At 37.0% G+C, this 16,584-nt stretch carries 14 protein-coding genes and 1 tRNA gene; 11 read left to right on the plus strand and 4 right to left on the minus strand.

Going from position 1 to position 16,584, the window contains the following annotated elements; genetic code table 11:
- Positions 1 to 60: 60 nt before the first annotated feature.
- Both VIG73_RS06315 and VIG73_RS06320 read left to right on the plus strand, forming a co-directional pair.
- Positions 61 to 909, plus strand: a complete 849-nt coding sequence (locus VIG73_RS06315; protein ID WP_331640106.1) for an ABC transporter ATP-binding protein — start codon at positions 61 to 63, stop codon at positions 907 to 909.
- Positions 906 to 1,619, plus strand: a complete 714-nt coding sequence (locus tag VIG73_RS06320) for an ABC transporter permease (protein ID WP_331640108.1) — start codon at positions 906 to 908, stop codon at positions 1,617 to 1,619. The genes VIG73_RS06315 and VIG73_RS06320 overlap by 4 nt, the downstream gene beginning before the upstream one ends.
- A gap of 70 nt (positions 1,620 to 1,689) precedes the next feature.
- Here the strand turns inward: VIG73_RS06320 and VIG73_RS06325 are convergent, their stop codons facing one another.
- The 3 genes from VIG73_RS06325 to VIG73_RS06335 form a co-directional block, all read right to left on the minus strand.
- Positions 1,690 to 2,541 (minus strand): hypothetical protein, encoded by an 852-nt coding sequence (locus VIG73_RS06325; protein WP_331640110.1) that lies wholly within the window; start codon positions 2,539 to 2,541, stop codon positions 1,690 to 1,692.
- 359 nt (positions 2,542 to 2,900) lie between these two features.
- Positions 2,901 to 2,973, minus strand: a tRNA-Ala gene (locus tag VIG73_RS06330).
- A gap of 493 nt (positions 2,974 to 3,466) precedes the next feature.
- Complete coding sequence (locus VIG73_RS06335) at positions 3,467 to 4,498, minus strand: YeiH family protein (protein WP_331640112.1); 1,032 nt, start codon at positions 4,496 to 4,498, stop codon at positions 3,467 to 3,469.
- A gap of 117 nt (positions 4,499 to 4,615) precedes the next feature.
- On the opposite strand from VIG73_RS06335, the gene VIG73_RS06340 reads away from it, so the two are divergent.
- From VIG73_RS06340 to VIG73_RS06370, 7 genes are all read left to right on the plus strand, one after another.
- The gene (locus VIG73_RS06340) at positions 4,616 to 5,518 is read left to right on the plus strand and encodes a LysR family transcriptional regulator (protein ID WP_331640114.1); all 903 of its coding nucleotides are present in this window, start codon (positions 4,616 to 4,618) and stop codon (positions 5,516 to 5,518) included.
- Positions 5,519 to 5,752: 234 nt separating this feature from the next.
- A complete protein-coding gene (locus VIG73_RS06345) occupies positions 5,753 to 6,487 on the plus strand; it encodes an MBL fold metallo-hydrolase (RefSeq protein WP_331640116.1) in 735 nt (244 codons plus the stop codon).
- Positions 6,488 to 6,506: 19 nt separating this feature from the next.
- Positions 6,507 to 8,036 (plus strand): ABC transporter substrate-binding protein, encoded by a 1,530-nt coding sequence (locus VIG73_RS06350; RefSeq protein WP_331640118.1) that lies wholly within the window; start codon positions 6,507 to 6,509, stop codon positions 8,034 to 8,036.
- Positions 8,037 to 8,053: 17 nt separating this feature from the next.
- Positions 8,054 to 8,998 (plus strand): ABC transporter permease, encoded by a 945-nt coding sequence (locus VIG73_RS06355; RefSeq protein ID WP_331640120.1) that lies wholly within the window; start codon positions 8,054 to 8,056, stop codon positions 8,996 to 8,998.
- Positions 8,999 to 9,003: 5 nt separating this feature from the next.
- Positions 9,004 to 9,813, plus strand: a complete 810-nt coding sequence (locus tag VIG73_RS06360) for an ABC transporter permease (RefSeq protein WP_331640122.1) — start codon at positions 9,004 to 9,006, stop codon at positions 9,811 to 9,813.
- Positions 9,814 to 9,825: 12 nt separating this feature from the next.
- On the plus strand, positions 9,826 to 10,815 hold the full coding sequence (locus tag VIG73_RS06365; protein WP_331640124.1) for an ABC transporter ATP-binding protein: 990 nt from the start codon (positions 9,826 to 9,828) through the stop codon (positions 10,813 to 10,815).
- A complete protein-coding gene (locus VIG73_RS06370) occupies positions 10,812 to 11,759 on the plus strand; it encodes an ABC transporter ATP-binding protein (protein ID WP_331640126.1) in 948 nt (315 codons plus the stop codon). Before VIG73_RS06365 ends, VIG73_RS06370 begins: the two co-directional genes overlap by 4 nt.
- Positions 11,760 to 11,833: 74 nt before the next feature.
- Here VIG73_RS06370 and VIG73_RS06375 read toward each other — a convergent pair whose 3' ends face one another.
- Positions 11,834 to 14,608, minus strand: a complete 2,775-nt coding sequence (locus VIG73_RS06375) for an ABC transporter permease (RefSeq protein WP_331640128.1) — start codon at positions 14,606 to 14,608, stop codon at positions 11,834 to 11,836.
- 247 nt (positions 14,609 to 14,855) lie between these two features.
- Between VIG73_RS06375 and VIG73_RS06380 the strand changes: the two genes are divergently transcribed.
- Both VIG73_RS06380 and panF read left to right on the plus strand, forming a co-directional pair.
- On the plus strand, positions 14,856 to 15,134 hold the full coding sequence (locus VIG73_RS06380; protein ID WP_331640130.1) for a YhdT family protein: 279 nt from the start codon (positions 14,856 to 14,858) through the stop codon (positions 15,132 to 15,134).
- Positions 15,131 to 16,564 carry a sodium/pantothenate symporter gene (panF, locus tag VIG73_RS06385; RefSeq protein WP_331640132.1) on the plus strand — a complete coding sequence of 478 codons (1,434 nt, stop codon included), beginning with the start codon at positions 15,131 to 15,133 and terminating at the stop codon, positions 16,562 to 16,564. The genes VIG73_RS06380 and panF overlap by 4 nt, the downstream gene beginning before the upstream one ends.
- Positions 16,565 to 16,584 lie beyond the last annotated feature (20 nt).

Below are 16,584 nucleotides of genomic sequence, written 5' to 3' on the forward strand. Positions count from 1 at the left end.
TCAACGTTTTTCCTCTATTCTAGATTTACAAGCAGATGGAAATCACGAGGAGGAAAAATGGTGGAACAAATGATTAAAGTGAAGTCATTAGCAAAAATTTTTGGCAATCAACCCGCATTAGAAGATGTTCATTTTGAAGTAAACAAAGGGGAAACATTTGGATTTTTAGGACCAAGTGGTTCCGGAAAAACGACAACGATTAAAATTCTAACCGGGCAATTAATAGCTACTTCAGGAGAAGCATATGTATTTGATCAGCCTGCTGCTCTATTAAATAAACCACAATATCGGAAGAAATTTGGTGTTGTAACAGATAATAGTGGCCTTTATGATCGTTTATCGATTTATGATAACTTAAAATTATTTTGTGACCTTTATGATGTACCTGCAAAACGAATAAATGAAGTGTTAGAAATGGTGAACTTAGGGAATGAGCAGAAAAAGGTTGTTTCAAAACTGTCTAAAGGGATGAAACAAAGGGTACAGTTAGCAAGAGCATTCTTACATGAACCAGAGCTACTGTTTTTAGATGAACCAACATCCGCACTAGATCCAGCAAATTCTAAGCATATTCATGATGGCCTTCGTGAGTTGACGAAGAAAGGTACAACCATCTTTTTAACAACTCATGATATGCATGAAGCGGAGATATTATGTGATCGTGTAGCATTTCTGCATAAAGGTAAAATCCAGCTACTTGACGAACCAAAAAAACTGCGTCATCAGTTTTCAGATGCTTCCTTACAAGTCTTACTAAAGGATGGACGCGAGCTATTATTACCAGGAGGGCCTGAAGGAGCACAGACATTATATGATTATATGCAGGCGGATCAAGTAGTGTCTATCCATACGAATGAACCAACATTAGGAGATATTTTTGTTGAAATGACAGGGAGGGAACTTGTATGACTTTTTCAATGAAGCGTGTGATGGCTATATTTAATAAGGATTTGAAGGATTTATCGAAGAATATGTATGTTTCCACATCGATTCTAATGCCGTTAGTGTTGGCAGCGATATATGGAAGAATGGCTGATGAACTTTCCATAGATGCCTATTATCTTGTTATTAATCTTGCTTTTACAATGACAGCTACATTTATTCAATGTGCCATAATTGCTGAGGAGAAAGAGAAGAACACATTACGTGGATTGATGTTATCACCTGCCACAGTTGTGGAAATTTTTAGTGGAAAAAGTTTAGTTGCTTTCTCATTAACTGCAGTGACGATTATTGTATCCTGCTTATTTATGGAGTACAATCCGGAAAATATTGTCTTAGTTGCTGTTGGAATGATTGTTTCTACTTTATTTTATCTCGCATTAGGGACATTGTTTGGTTTATTAGCAAGGACCGTTGTAGAAGCATCTGTGATTATTATGCCTGTCGTGTTCTTGTTTGGATTCGGCTCTTTGATCGAATCACTTATTGATAAATATCCATTTTTAAGCGTAGCGGAATACCTACCGAACATGCAACTCATTGACTTAGCTTCAAAAGTACAAGCGGGGTCTGGTTTAGCAGATGTATGGCCGCATCTAGGTATCATGACAATTTGGTTTCTTGTTACTGCATTTATCACCATTGTTGTCTTTAAAAAGAAAGAAATCGATGCTTAGAATTTAACATGATATCCGTCAAAGAAAAAAACCACCATTCTTTTTAAAGGATGGTGGTTTTTTTAATATTTTAGAAAAGGCTTGTCGATAATCCTAATTGACTAAGTAACAAACTATTGATAAGAATGTTAATGGTACCAATTAAAAACGCTGTTCCAACACCATAATAGATTCGTTGCGGATGACTGGTTAGTTTGTCGTAAACTAATAAGGCAGGTACTAATGATAAATATAATTGCACGGTTCCGCCTAATAATGAATTAGCAAGCATACCTACAGATAAAGCACCTAGAAGAATAACAACAATATTTAACACGAGAAACGGTATCGATAAACTACTAAACTGGATAAACAACTGTTTAGGATTTAATTCCAGTTTAGCGACCTTAAATACGATGAGTAAACTTCCATAAGAGATACCAAATGCGATAGCACCAACGAGAATCATTTTAAGGACAATATTAAAAAACTCTCCAGCTCCAGAATATCCATAATCATAGCCGCCAAAGCTTCCTAGCATGTCTTCTAATTCTCCAAAAAGTCCTCCCATAGTCGTATTCATTGTAAAGTAATATCCTAATGAAAGAGTTAGAACAAAAAGGGAGATACTTACAATACTAAATACGAGATGTTTGTCATGTAGTTGAAGGGATTTCGTTGGATTTTTTAGTAGTTCTACAAAGAACTTCCAATAGGATCCTAGGCCCTTCTTAATATTATCTAATGTTTCATTAGAAGATGAGTCTGTTTTTTGATTGGTGACTGTTGCTGCAACTTCGTTAGGTTTGTTGGTGTGGGTATTCTCATTCGGGGCTTGTGTATGTTGTTCTTGGGTGTGACTTATTCCCTGAATCGGCTGACCACAATTTTCACAATTTGATCCAGCTTGTTGTTGATGATTACAATTGGAACAAATAATCATTATGATGACCTCCTTCTTTATTACACTCTACCATTATTTATATTAAGGATGAAAATTGATATACCAAATGTTTTTGAATCATGTATATCATTTAAGTAAATAACAAGACAACATTTGCAATCAAGTGTTAGGGGGATATTTCTCCTCAAAATAAATATGTATGGCGGAATTATCAAAAGTAGAACGATAATTGTATAATATACTAAAATTTTAAATAACTCAAGAGAATAAAGTCCTATTTTTTAATCATTATTAGATGTTTATAACATGAGCTTTTGATTCAAAATGAACACTCCTAGTAACAAATGAGAAAATAAAAAAACGCCTATACACATTAATGTATAAGCGTTCTTCTAAGATGGAGCATATCGGGCTTGAACCGATGACCTCCTGCATGCCATGCAGGCACTCTCCCAACTGAGCTAATGCCCCATATCTGATTTAATGCAATCGATTTATATTATATAATGTCATAGGATTTTTTGCAAGGGGCATTTATTAAACGTATGTGTTTATTAATTTTTTACACTTATGTTCTTACTCAACAACTTAGTTAAATCAATCTTTTTTTCCAAATTATGTTTGTTTTATAAGGAAGATGATAAAATTAATAGTTTATCTTTTTTGCAATATTTAAAACGGTTTCTCGATCTGCCCCAGCAACTGTAAATAATTTTTTCTCTGTAATGATTTGTAACTCGCAAATTCCTGATTCTGATTGATGTAAAATAGCAACTTGTCCATTAATATTTAACTCTTCTACTGTGTTAGAAGGAAACCAGCCTTTTACTTCATCTGTAAATTTTGAAATGTTAATGCCATTTGTATATGTTGTTTCTGATACTAAAATATCGTTTTCTTCTGTTTGGTGCCATGCCCTTATGTTTTTTGACTAGTCTTCTTTAGACAGCCCTTATCAAAAATATTAAGGAAATACGATAAGATACGTTAAACCTGATAAGAGAATGCTCGTTACAATCATTGCCATTAATGGGCGAAGGGCCTTATGGCGTAAATCTCTCATGTTAACACCTAAACCTAATCCAACCATGGCAGCTGTTAAAAGCCATGTTGTGACAGAATATATAAAGCTCATCATTGAATCACTGACAGGAATCGAATGACCCAAAACATAACTTCCTAATAAACTCATCATGATAAACCCAAGTAAAAACAATGGAAAAGTAATCTGTGCATCAGTAGATTGGGATTGTTTTTTACGTTTTATCAGCATCATTATAATAATCGAAAGCGGGATGAGCAGAAACACGCGTCCGAGTTTTGCTAAGAGAGCCATCGCTAAAGCATCTTGCCCAGCTCGTTCTGCCGCTAAAGCAACATGTGCTAATTCATGCAAACTTAGGCCTGACCAAATACCATAATCGACCGACGATAAAGATAAAAATGGTCGGATTATAACATAAATAATCGAGAACAATGTCCCAATAAGAGCAATCATGCCAACACTTATAGCTGTATCATTATCTTTTGCTTGAATTATAGGTGCAATGGCTGCAATCGCAGCTGCTCCACACACACCTGTACCGACACCGGCAAGTAATGAAATGGTTGGATCGGCCTTTAATCGTTTAGATAAAAACATCATAACAAAAATACTAAAAGCAATGACTAACGCATCTTTAGCGAGTAATCCAACTCCTTCGCCAAGCACAGTATGAATATTTAATCGCAATCCATACAAAATAATTGCCAGTCTGAGAAGTACTTTTGAAGAAAAGGTAATGCCCGTTCGGAGTCGTTCTGGATATCCGAATAAAAGATTATAAATAAAAGCAATGATTATAGCTGATGCAAGTTGACCAACATAAGAGAATCCAGGGATATAGGTTAGTAAATAGCCTAAAAGGGCAATTAAAAATGTAAACAAAACACCACCTATCCACCTACTAGTTGCTGATGATAAAGGGTGTTTTTTTATTTGTTCTTTGTGTGTCATTGATGCCATCCTCCCATTCATACGATAAAGGAGTTTTATAGATAAATGAAATAAATCATTGTTATAATAACAATAAGTAAAATGATATAATAAAGAAAAATAAGGAAGAGTGAAAGTGTGGATCAGCGATTAGAAGTATTTGTTACTGTTGTTGAAGAACAGAACTTTACCCGCGCAGCAGAAAAATTGCATATGACACAACCAGCAGTTAGTCAATATATTCGTCAATTTGAAAATGATATAGGAACGCGATTATTGGAGAGGACGAATAAATATGTTCGTCTAAATAAAGCAGGTGATATCGTTTACCATCATGCAAAGGAAATTCTTGGCTTATATACGAATATGCAACATCTGATTGATGATTTAATTCATCAAACAAAAGGCTTGTTATCGATTGGTGCTAGCTATACATTTGGGGAATATGTGTTGCCAAAACTTATTGCTCAATTAAAAGGAGCATATCCCGATATTGAACCGTCGATTATGATCGGTAATACAGCGACAATTGCTGATTTGGTTAATCGTCATCAATTAGATGTTGGAATTGTTGAAGGTCGTTTTAAAGATCAATCACTCCAAGAAGAGAAATTTGCTAAAGACGATATGTATATTGTTTCTTCATCGAGCCATCGATTCGCCAAGTCCGGTAGAACCATTACAAAAAAGGATCTACAAGATGAAATTTGGGTCATAAGGGAACCTGGATCAGGAACACGTGAGGCAACATTAATGATGTTAGAACAAATAGGTGTGAAACCAAAACACCATGTTTATTTTAGTAGCACACAGTCCATTAAACACGCTGTTGAAGCAGGACTAGGTTTGACATTATTATCAAAATGGGCTGTACAGAAAGAGCTAAAGTATGGTGACTTAAAAATCATTCCAGTACAAGGTTTACCATTTAGACGTGTTTTTTCAATGATTACGAAATCACCTTTTCAGACAAAGGCATTAGAGGTCTTTATGGATATCGTTCGTTATCATACTTTATTATATATGAATGATTATTCTTAACAGAGACTATATAGGAGATTTACACAAAAACAACAAAAACAATATATAATAACGTTATATGCATTTTATTTTATATCTTTGCTCTTATTTCATCAAAAGCGCTTAATCCGAATGATAGGGGGAAATTAAATAAGTTGTACATTTTATTATAGAGCTATTCACAAATAAACGAATGTTTGACAAATAAATATTTTAAGCGTTTTCAATGAATGAACAATAAGGGGATGTTAATACGTGAAATTAACTACGGTCGGTTTTTGGGGTGCATTCCCCCGTGCTAACGAAGCGACATCTTGTTATTTAGTACAAGATGAAGATACACGTATTGTATTAGATTGCGGCAGTGGTGCATTGTCACGTTTACAAAACTATGTACAACTTAACGAGTTAGATGCGGTGTTTATTAGTCACACACATGCAGACCATATAGCTGATATTTATTGTTTAGAATATGCGATGTTAGTCCAAAGACAATTAGGAAATAGAAAGACGCCGTTAGATGTTTATATTTATACTGATGAGTTAAGGACATTACCATTTACTTTTCCAGAAGCATTGAATATACAACAACTTCACGTAACTGATAGAATTCAAGTTGGTTCATTATCGGTTACTTTTTCGGAAAATGTGCACGATATTCCATGTTGTTCTATGAAAGTTACGAACCGAACGGGACAAACACTTGTTTACTCAGGGGATACAGGTTATACCGACACTCTCATTCAATTTGCTAAAGGAGTAGATGTATTGCTTATTGAATGCAGTTTATATATGAAACAACAGGGTCTTATTAAAGGGCATCTTGCAAGTAATGAAGTCGGAAAAATAGCACAGCAAGCAAATGTGAAACACGTTGTTTTAACTCACTTTCCGCATTACGGTCACTTAAATCGTTTAAGAGAAGAAGTTAGGCTGTTTTATAAGAAAAAAATCACTTATGCAAAAGAAGGTCTAACCATTACATTATAATAATAGGGGGATTTGATCAATGAGAAATATTGTAAACATTATCTTACTCACTGTGTTTGCTTCTCTTGTTATGGTAGGTTGCTCTAATGATTCTAAATCTAAAACAGGTTCAAAAGAAGAGGTGGCCAAAAAGGGCGGTACGGTTCGAATAGCGATGAGTACGGAAGTGGATAATTTAGATCCTTATTTATCGGCTGCAACAGATACGTCATCCATGATGGATAATGTATTTGATGGACTACTTGATACAGATGAATCAGGTCAGTTAATTCCAGCACTTGCTAAAGAATATAAGATCTCTGATGATGGGTTAACATATACATTCCAGTTAAATGAGGGGGTCCTTTTTCACGATGGTTCTGAATTAACAGCTGAAGATGTCGTTTATTCGTATTCGAAGTTAGCGGGATTAAATGGAAATGAGCCCCATTCTTCTAAATTTGAAATTGTCGAGACAGTCGAGGCAACATCGGATTATGAAGTTGTGGTCACATTAAAGGAAAGAGATTCTGCCTTTTTAGCGCGAAACATTGCTGCTATCGTACCGCAAGACTATGAGGAACAAAGTACGGAACCAATTGGGACAGGTCCATTTAAATTTAAAGAGTACAAAGTTGGTCAAGAACTTATTTTAGTTAAGAATGAGGATTATTACCAAAAAGATAAAATGCCTAAAATTGATGAAGTTCAGTTTAAAATCATGCCAGACCAAGAATCTTCTATTTTAGCAATGCAAGCGGGGGATATCGATGTTATTCCTGGTGTCACGGCACAAGGGCTTAATCAATTAGGTGATTCCGTTGAAACGGTAAGCGGTCCACAGAACATGGTTCAGTTAATGGCGATGAATCATGAAGTCAAACCACTAAATGATGTCCGTGTACGTCAGGCGATAAATTATGCCATTGATAAAGATGTCATCATTGAAACAGTAGCAGAAGGAAAAGGGACGAAATTAGGTTCGAATATGAGTCCGGCGATGGCACTTTATTATGAAGAAGGTTTAGAGGATTATTACAATCCTGATGTTGAAAAGGCAAAGGCCTTACTAAAAGAAGCTGGTTATGAAGATGGGTTTACAATGGAATTAACCGTTCCATCCGACTATCAATTTCATGTTGATACGGCACAAGTGATTGTTGAACAACTAAATCAAATTAATATTCAAACAGAAATTAAACAAATTGAATTTAGTACATGGTTGGAAGATGTTTATAATAACAGAAAATACGAAACTACGATTGTTGGTTTTACTGGAAAACTCGACCCATTTGAAGTGCTCGGTCGCTATGTTAGTGATTACCATAAAAACTTTATGAACTTTAAAAATGATCAATTCGATGCGTTAATTAAACAAGCGATTGCAGAAACCGATGAGGCTGAAATGGCGACGTTATATAAAGAAGCACAAACAATCTTAACAGAAGAAGCTGCAGCGGTATTTATTATGGACCCTGATCGAACGATTGCAATGAGAGAGAACCTTGAAGGATTTAAAATGTATCCGATACAAAAATTCAATTTAGAAGATCTTCTTTTTAAAGAGTAAATGAAGGGGAATTCCCATTGCGATATTTCAGCTATAAAGTATTTACGTTTATTGTCACCATTACCCTTGTGTCTCTCATTGTCTTTAGTGTTTTTCAAGTACTTCCAGGCAATCCAGCCCAAATTATTCTCGGGCTGGATGCCGATGAACAGCAAATTGCTCAACTAGAAAAAGAACTCGGTTTAGATCAATCATTGTGGGAACAGTATATAAGCTGGATATCGGGTCTTTTATCTGGTGATTTAGGTCAGTCTCTCAAGTATCAACAGCCTGTATTGGATATATTATTAGACCGAATTCCAGTCACGTTTTCACTCGCTTTCGTTTCGATTGTTTTAACGGCTTTAATTGGAATTCCTCTAGGGATTTTTATCGCTCGAACAGATGGAAAATGGGTGTCGACCATTTTATCAATGCTTACTCAACTAGGAATTGCGATTCCATCTTTTTGGTTTGGCTTCATACTTATTCTCTTGTTCTCGGTCACGTTTAAATTATTTCCATCGTATAGTTATGTTCCGTGGTCGGAGGATTTTTTTGGAGCGTTAAGGTCATTCTTTTTACCTTCATTAGCGTTAGCATTATCTAATATCGCGATAATGATTCGTTATTTACGAAATACGATACTTGATCAAACAAAAATGGATTATGTCCGTACAGCAAAATGTAAGGGATTAAGTGAACGATGGATTGTTTATCGACATATTTTACGAAACGCATTTATTCCGATTTTAACGATTATCGGCATGATTATTGCTGATACATTAGGGGGAAGTATCATCATTGAAAATGTCTTTAGTCTTCCAGGATTAGGTAGTCTATTAATTCAATCGATTTCTTCAAGAGATTTCCCACTCGTTCAGTCCATGGTGTTGTATATTGCTGTACTTGTTGTTTTTATTAATTTTATGGTGGACTTGCTCTATAATGTAATTGATCCACGCATTCGACTGAAGGGGTGATGGAGATGAAGAATAAAAGAAGCATCCCCTTTCTGATTGGTATCAGCTTAGTCCTACTGATGTTTGTCATAATGATTACAAGTCTATTTTATACACCATATGATCCGAATATGATGCAAACCGACGCTCGACTCATTAAACCATCTTTGGAGCATCCATTCGGTACGGATAATTTCGGAAGAGATATATTAAGTCGAATCATGCAAGGATCACAGACTGCTTTTATCATCGGTTTATCATCTGTTTCAGTTGGCTTATTTTTTGGCTTTATGATCGGGGCATGTGCGGGTTATTTTGGTGGCTGGATTGATGAGTTATGCATGCGTTTTATTGATGCTTTAATGGCTTTTCCGGGCATTTTATTAGCCATCATGCTTATTACAGTTTTTGAACCTGGGATGAAAAATACAATCTTTGCACTTGGCATCATGAGTATTCCAACATTTGCGCGAATTATTCGTAGTAGTTTTATGCAAACAAAACAGTTCGATTATGTCAAAGCAAGTAAAGCGAAGGGTGCTGGATCGACCCATGTTATTTTTCAACATATTTTACCGAATGTGATGTCACCGATTCTTGTTGCAGCGACATTAAGTTTTTCGGGAACGATTTTAGCAGAAGCTGGTTTAAGTTATTTAGGATTAGGTGTGCAACCGCCAGATCCGAGTTGGGGTCGGATGCTAAAAGAAGCCCAACCTTATATTGCTACTGCTCCATGGTATGTCATTATCACTGGAACAATGATTACATTAATGGTACTCGGTTTTAATTTACTAGGTGATGGTATACGTGATCAGCAAGATAAAAAGAGCTAGGAGGTACGTGTGATGGTAGAGCCGATTTTACATATTCAGGATTTAGATGTCTCATTTACTTTTCCGGACGGTCAATATAAAGCGATTGATTCACTATCTTTTACGGTTTACCCAAATGAAGTGGTCGGAATCGTAGGTGAATCTGGTTGTGGTAAAACACTTACTTCTCTAGCTATCATGGGTATGTTGCCAGACAATGCCTCTGTCACGAATGGCTCGATTCGCTTTCGTCACCAGCGTAATCTTGTCGATCTTTCTGAAAGGGAATGGCAAAGCATTCGCGGAAGAGCAATTTCAATGATTTTTCAAGAACCAATGACGGCTTTAAACCCACTTTATCCAGTGGGAAGACAAATTTCTGAAGTTTTGATTAAACATACGAAACAATCACGGAAAGCGATCAAAGAACAGACGATTCAATTAATGAAGCAGGTTGGTTTGCCACGAGCGGAAGCGTTGTACCATTCATATCCACATCAATTATCAGGAGGTATGAGACAACGGATTGTCATTGCGATGGCTCTAATTGGTGAACCAGACTTAATTATTGCTGATGAGCCGACGACTGCCTTGGATGTGACGATACAATCACAAATTCTTCAGTTGTTTCGTGAGTTGAAACAAGAGAAAAAAGCGTCAATGCTATTTATCTCGCATGATTGGGGTGTTTTAAGTCAAGTATGTGATCGCGTCCTTGTCCTATACGCAGGACAACTTGTTGAAGCGGGGCCGATTTCTCGTCTGGTCCAACAGCCACTTCACCCTTATACGAAAGGGCTTATCCGCTCCATACCAGACCGTGCCAAACGAGGTGAACCCCTATATACGATTCCAGGAAGGGTTCCACCATTAAAAGAACGCCATCGTGGTTGTCCATTTTATGATCGGTGTCGAGAACGTATGGAAATATGCCGAACCGTTCGTCCTAAAACAGTGAATATAAAGGAACAAATGGTTCAATGTCATCTTTATACGGAAGAAATGGATGTGCCATCATCATGATTGAAGTAAAAAATCTTTATAAATTTTATCACATGCCTCGGAAGAAGTTTTTTTCTAAAGAGACGTCTATTAAAGCGGTTAATGGTGTTAGTTTTACATTACGTGAAGGGGAAACATTTGGTCTTGTTGGTGAAAGTGGCAGTGGTAAATCGACAACGGGAGAAATCATTGTTCAATTAATAAAGCAAACGAGTGGTCAAGTGTTATATAAGGGAAAAGATGTTTCTAAGTTTAGCGCATCAAAGCTAAAAACATGGCGGAGAAAAGTCCAGATTGTTTTTCAGGACCCTTATGCATCGTTGAATCCGAAGAAAACGGTTCAATGGATTTTACGCGAGCCGTTGATGATTCATAAAATGGGCAATCGTAGGGAACAGGATAAACGGATTATCGACATGTTACATGATGTTGGTTTAGACGAGTCTTTTTTGAAGCGTTATCCGCATGAGTTAAGTGGTGGTCAAAGACAGCGTGTTGTCATAGCAGCAGCACTTATTTTACAACCGGAATTTGTTGTCATTGATGAAGGCGTTTCGGCGCTTGATGTATCAGTTCAAGCACAGATTTTAAATCTCTTAAAAGCATTACAGAAAAAATATCGCTTAACTTATTTGTTTATCTCACATGATTTGAATGTTGTGCAATATTTTTGTGATCGGATTGCTGTCATGTATTTAGGGGAAATGGTCGAAATGGGGACAGTGTCTGACTTAGATGAACCGAAACATCCGTATACAAAAGCTTTGTTTTCATCTATTCCAACTCGTGAAGTGAATACAAGTGAAACGGTATTAAGTGGTGAAGTCCCAAGTGCGAGCGCCATTCCTGAGGGGTGCCCATTTCATACACGTTGCCCGTTTGTTCAGGAGAGATGCAAACATGAAAAACCAGTTAAACATGAGCTTACAACAGAGCATACGGTTCGTTGCCACTTATATGATTAGCTTATATGTAAACAAAACAATCCCGTCATTTTTTTATGAGTGACGGGATTGTTTATTTAATAAGTGTTTTACTTTTAGGATATTAATATTTGAACGAACAGATAAACAAATAATGCAGAAATCGATAAGAACAATGTTAATAAAAGCCATTTCATACTTTTTTCTGATGTTTTTTTGTTAGAATAGCTTCCGCTCATTCCAGATGCAGGTGACATCCTGACTGTTCGTTCAGCGGGTATAATGGTACCGATAATCCCTACAATAATTGGGATCAGTCCTGTTGCTAAAATAAACGGCAGCTCTGTCATTGGGATGTCCTGATACATGAGCTTAATGAGCATAAATGCGAGACTAAGACCAATCATCGCTGCGAATAAACCACTGAACAAGCCTTCCATCCAAATGAGGAGGCGAATAGAACCATTTCGCCAGCCAAGTGCTTTTAATAACGCCATTTCTTCTTGACGTTCACTTATATTTTGCCACATGATTTCAGCGACGGTTAAGACGGCAATCATGAGTGATACAATGACCGCTATATAATGACGAGGCCCAATTTCTAAGGCGACATATTGTCCGAGCCATGTTAAATACATCATGCCTCGTAAACGAAAGGTGATAAATAAAAAGATAGCGAGTAAGGTGGTCGGTAAGGCAATCGCTGCAATCGAGAGAACATTTCGCTTCCATTTGCCAATAAAATGATTCCAGGCCATGGAAATGATTCCCTTTGATTTCATAAACCGTTTGCTCGTTTTAGAAATCTCCCCTGTTTGTAATGTTTCATACGGTTCTATTTTTTGCGTGAAGACAGCTGGAATAACGGCCCCAAGCATGTAAATCATAAAGCCAATCAATCCAGTTAACAGGAATCGCACCGGATCTAAAGTGGCTTCTTCAGAAATATAAATAAATCCTAGGATGATCCATGATACAAATGCAACAAAACTACCAATTATTGCCGATTCAATAAAAATCAATTGACGTAATTGTTGTGGACGCCAACCAACGGATAGTAGTACGGCGAACTCTTTTCGCCGAGCGAGTAGTGATACAAAGCTTGAAGCCCAAACGTAAATAATGGCAACGGCCATGATGCAGAAAATAAGCATAGAAAAGCCCATTTTCGCTTCACGAAAGATTGTGATTGACGAGTAAAGCCGAATCCAAGGTTGTTGGAACCAACCGAGTTCTTCTTGAGCATCTATTTGAGGTACATGGACTAACGTTGGTTGTGGGGACGAACCTAACGTGATGTCTGTTATGAGCCCTGTTTTTTGTTCAATCTCTTTAGCTACTTTTTCAATCATTGCTTGGCTGTCTTCAGATAAATCTCTTGCTTCCGAAACTTTAATGCGAATGGCCGAGATCGGTTTATCTCCTAAAAGGTATTCAGCTGCATCAAGTGTCGTTAACATTGTCGGTGGATTAGCTAAATAGCCGAATGGATCATAAGTTGGTTTTAATATTTGTGGTGGGTTAATCGGTTGTTTTTGCTCATCTAATACGAGTTTAGCCGAAGCTGGACGATATGTTTCCATTGGTAATTCATTTGTCGGGTCTTTTGATATATTTACTTTTTCCGCATCATAAAACCCAATCCAGTTCGGTTTCATTCTTGGAAAATCACCCGCGTTGGCAAATTCAGGTTCAATTGGTCGACGAAACGACGTATATTCTCCCGCCTTGAAACTATCTTCAAAGCTGTCTGTAAATGTGCGTATACGATAGGCAAACGGCCATTTTTCTGCAAATGGACTTGAAACATCATCATATTCTAGTGGGCTTGCAAAACTCACTAAAAATAAATCGTCCATCTGAAAAGGGTTATGTTTATTTTTTGTAATATCTTCCGATACCGGTTCTCCTGTCTGATGATCAACTCCAGCGATACTATTAATCATTTGCGAGAAGAGTTCTTGTTCATCATGTTCATATGTAGTAACGGTATTTCCCTTCAGACTGTTTAAATAGTTCTTGCCACCTTTTTGATCAATATCTTCTAGCGTTTTTAAAGCTGTGTTCGAATCAAATGGGATATCAAGCTTTTCTATGTGATAGTGAATCTCTTGGTCAGCGAATGAATGGGTATTAATAATGACGGGAAAGTAAGTGATATGTTGTTCTTCTACCTCATCCTCTGCTCCGCCATCATCTCCAGGTTCGATCACTGGTTTATGTCGCGCTTTATCTTCTGCCGTGAAATATCTACTATTTCCTACCGGAAGAATGGCTTTATCGATTCCAATTAATTGTGCTTCTTGTTCTGGGTCGATTGCAGCGAGTAACATGGATCGCATCAAGTACATATGATTGGACCAGTTCATATAAGTAAGTGGTATATTTTTATCCAGTGCTGTGTCGACATATTGTAGCCATCTACCACCAGGAATATATGATGTGTATACGTCTTCTGTTTTTCGAATGCCATCATCGTTTATTCTTTTTTCGATTACCCGATAGATTCCATCTTCATTAAATGTAAGGGATTCGAGATAGAGTGAATAATCCGTATATCCAATCATTGAGATTGGAGCGGCGATATCAATATGTTCCATCGCTTTAATTTGTTCATATTGCTCTAAACTAATCCCGCCGTTAATCCCGCTTAAAAAGTTCGGATCTAATAAATTGTTTTCTTCAGTTTCACTTCGTGTATTAGGAGGACGAACGACAATGTCATAGGCTGAAGACCATCTTTTTTGTAATTCATCCACGATGGTTGTCTTATTTGTATCTAACATGCCAAGAAGATAGGATAAGCCACTACTAATTATTAATGCTCCTATAATAAGGAGAATCAAGCGCTCTTTCCTTCGCCACCAATTTTGCCAAATAAAACGAATCATACCTAATCACCCACTTATTAAATGATGTCTCACAAGGTCATTAGTCATTATAGCTACTTTAATTTTATGTAGAGATCTAAATTTATTGTGCATCACTTTTCTTATAATTCAAGTTAATTAGAAATTAAATAAAATTACATTTAATTTTAGAGATAAATAGATTTGTGTCGTTTATGTTAATATTTATGTAACTAACGATTTACTTAAAATACGCATGAAAAATGGAATGAAAGTGGGGGTAAAAAAGGTGAAAAATAAAAAAGGCGATTCACGCTTCCAAATAGCGCATCGTGAAGCACTTATTGGGGTAGGACTTGTTATCTTTAATTTTATATGGTGGTTTGGCTTTGCTTATGGGTTAGGTCATAAAGATCCATCTGAATATACATATGTTCTCGGTTTACCGGCATGGTTCTTTTATAGTTGTGTCGTCGGCTTGATCGTGATGGTCATTCTCGTCACGTTTATTGTGAAGAGATATTTTGTTGAAGTGCCGTTAGATGATGAAGGGAAGGAAGACGAATGAATGGGCAAGCGCTTTTTCCAATGATTTTAATGTTAATCGTGATGTTTGGAATTGGGATATGGGCAAGTCGCTCGATTCGTTCATCGACGAATTTTTTACAAGACTATTTTCTCGGTGGGCGAAGTTTAGGTGGATTTATTTTGGCCATGACGATGACGGCGACGTATGGAAGTGCGAGTAGTTTTATTGGTGGACCAGGTGTTGCCTATACACAAGGTTTAGGTTGGGTGTTACTTGCGATGTCACAAGTCGCAACGGGTTATTTCGTGTTGATGATTCTCGGGAAGAAGTTTTCCATTATGGCGAGACGTTACCAAGCTGTCACACTTGTCGACTTTTTAAAAGAGCGCTATCAGTCTAAGTGGGTTGTTTTATTGTCTTCTTTTAGTATTATTGTTTTTCTATTTTCGGCCATGGCAGCGCAATGGATTGGTGGGGGTCGACTGATTGAATCATTAACTGGCCTATCTTATACGAGTGCTCTGTTTATATTCGCTATATCTGTCCTTCTTTATGTTGTTATCGGTGGTTTTCGTGCAGTTGCTGTGACGGATGCTGTCCAAGGAGCGATTATGTTTATTGGAACATTGATCCTTTTAATCGCTGTTATTATCGCAGGTGGTGGTGTCTCGAATATTATTGATGATTTATATGTTGAAAACCCAAATTTGATTACCCCATTTGGTGCGGCGGGTGATTTATCACCAGCATTTGTATCATCTTTTTGGATTTTAGTCGGGGTTGGTGTTGTCGCATTACCGCAAATAGCGGTACGAGCGATGTCCTATAAGGATTCAAAATCGATGCACCGAGCCATTATTATCGGGACGATTGTTGTCGGATTTATTATGTTAAATATGCATTTAATTGGTGTTTTTGCGCGGCCAATCTTACCTGGTATTGATGTCGCTGATAAAGTGATGCCGTTAATTGCACTTGAAACGATGCCAGCTTGGCTTGCAGGGATCGTCCTTGCTGCACCAATGGCAGCCATTATGTCAACTGTTGATTCATTATTATTACTCGTTAGTTCTTCAGTTGTAAAAGACGTTTATTTAAACTATATCCGTCCAAATGCCTCACCGAAAAAGATAAAAACAATGAGTATCGGGGTTACGGCTATACTAGGTTTCATCGTTTTCTTATTTGCACTTGATCCCCCGAACTTGATTATTTGGTTAAATCTTTTTGCTTTCGGTGGACTGGAAGCGGCGTTTATTTGGCCAATTGTGATGGGGCTTTATTGGAAGAAAGGGAATAAGTATGGTGCGCTCGCTTCGATGATTGTTGGTATCGGTTCGTATATTGTCTTTGATTGGTTAAAAATTCAACCATTTGGTATGCATGTTGTTGTACTGCCTGTTTTATTGTCATTCGTGACCTATGTATGTGTGAGTTTATTAAAGCAACCGGCAATGAAGTCGTCTTAATTCAGGCTAGTAGGAGGGAA

Source organism: Cerasibacillus sp., from assembly GCF_036516575.1.
Taxonomy (GTDB): domain Bacteria; phylum Bacillota; class Bacilli; order Bacillales; family Amphibacillaceae; genus Cerasibacillus.

Bases quoted from the DNA above. Each gene is read 5' to 3' on its own strand.
- VIG73_RS06360 (WP_331640122.1), top strand. From the start codon at position 9,004: ATGAAGAATAAAAGAAGCATCCCCTTTCTGATTGGTATCAGCTTAGTC.
- VIG73_RS06320 (WP_331640108.1), top strand. From the start codon at position 906: ATGACTTTTTCAATGAAGCGTGTGATGGCTATATTTAATAAGGATTTG.
- VIG73_RS06350 (WP_331640118.1), top strand. From the start codon at position 6,507: ATGAGAAATATTGTAAACATTATCTTACTCACTGTGTTTGCTTCTCTT.
- VIG73_RS06375 (WP_331640128.1), bottom strand. From the start codon at position 14,608: ATGATTCGTTTTATTTGGCAAAATTGGTGGCGAAGGAAAGAGCGCTTG.
- VIG73_RS06365 (WP_331640124.1), top strand. From the start codon at position 9,826: ATGGTAGAGCCGATTTTACATATTCAGGATTTAGATGTCTCATTTACT.
- VIG73_RS06370 (WP_331640126.1), top strand. From the start codon at position 10,812: ATGATTGAAGTAAAAAATCTTTATAAATTTTATCACATGCCTCGGAAG.
- VIG73_RS06325 (WP_331640110.1), bottom strand. From the start codon at position 2,541: ATGATTATTTGTTCCAATTGTAATCATCAACAACAAGCTGGATCAAAT.
- VIG73_RS06335 (WP_331640112.1), bottom strand. From the start codon at position 4,498: ATGACACACAAAGAACAAATAAAAAAACACCCTTTATCATCAGCAACT.
- panF (WP_331640132.1), top strand. From the start codon at position 15,131: ATGAATGGGCAAGCGCTTTTTCCAATGATTTTAATGTTAATCGTGATG.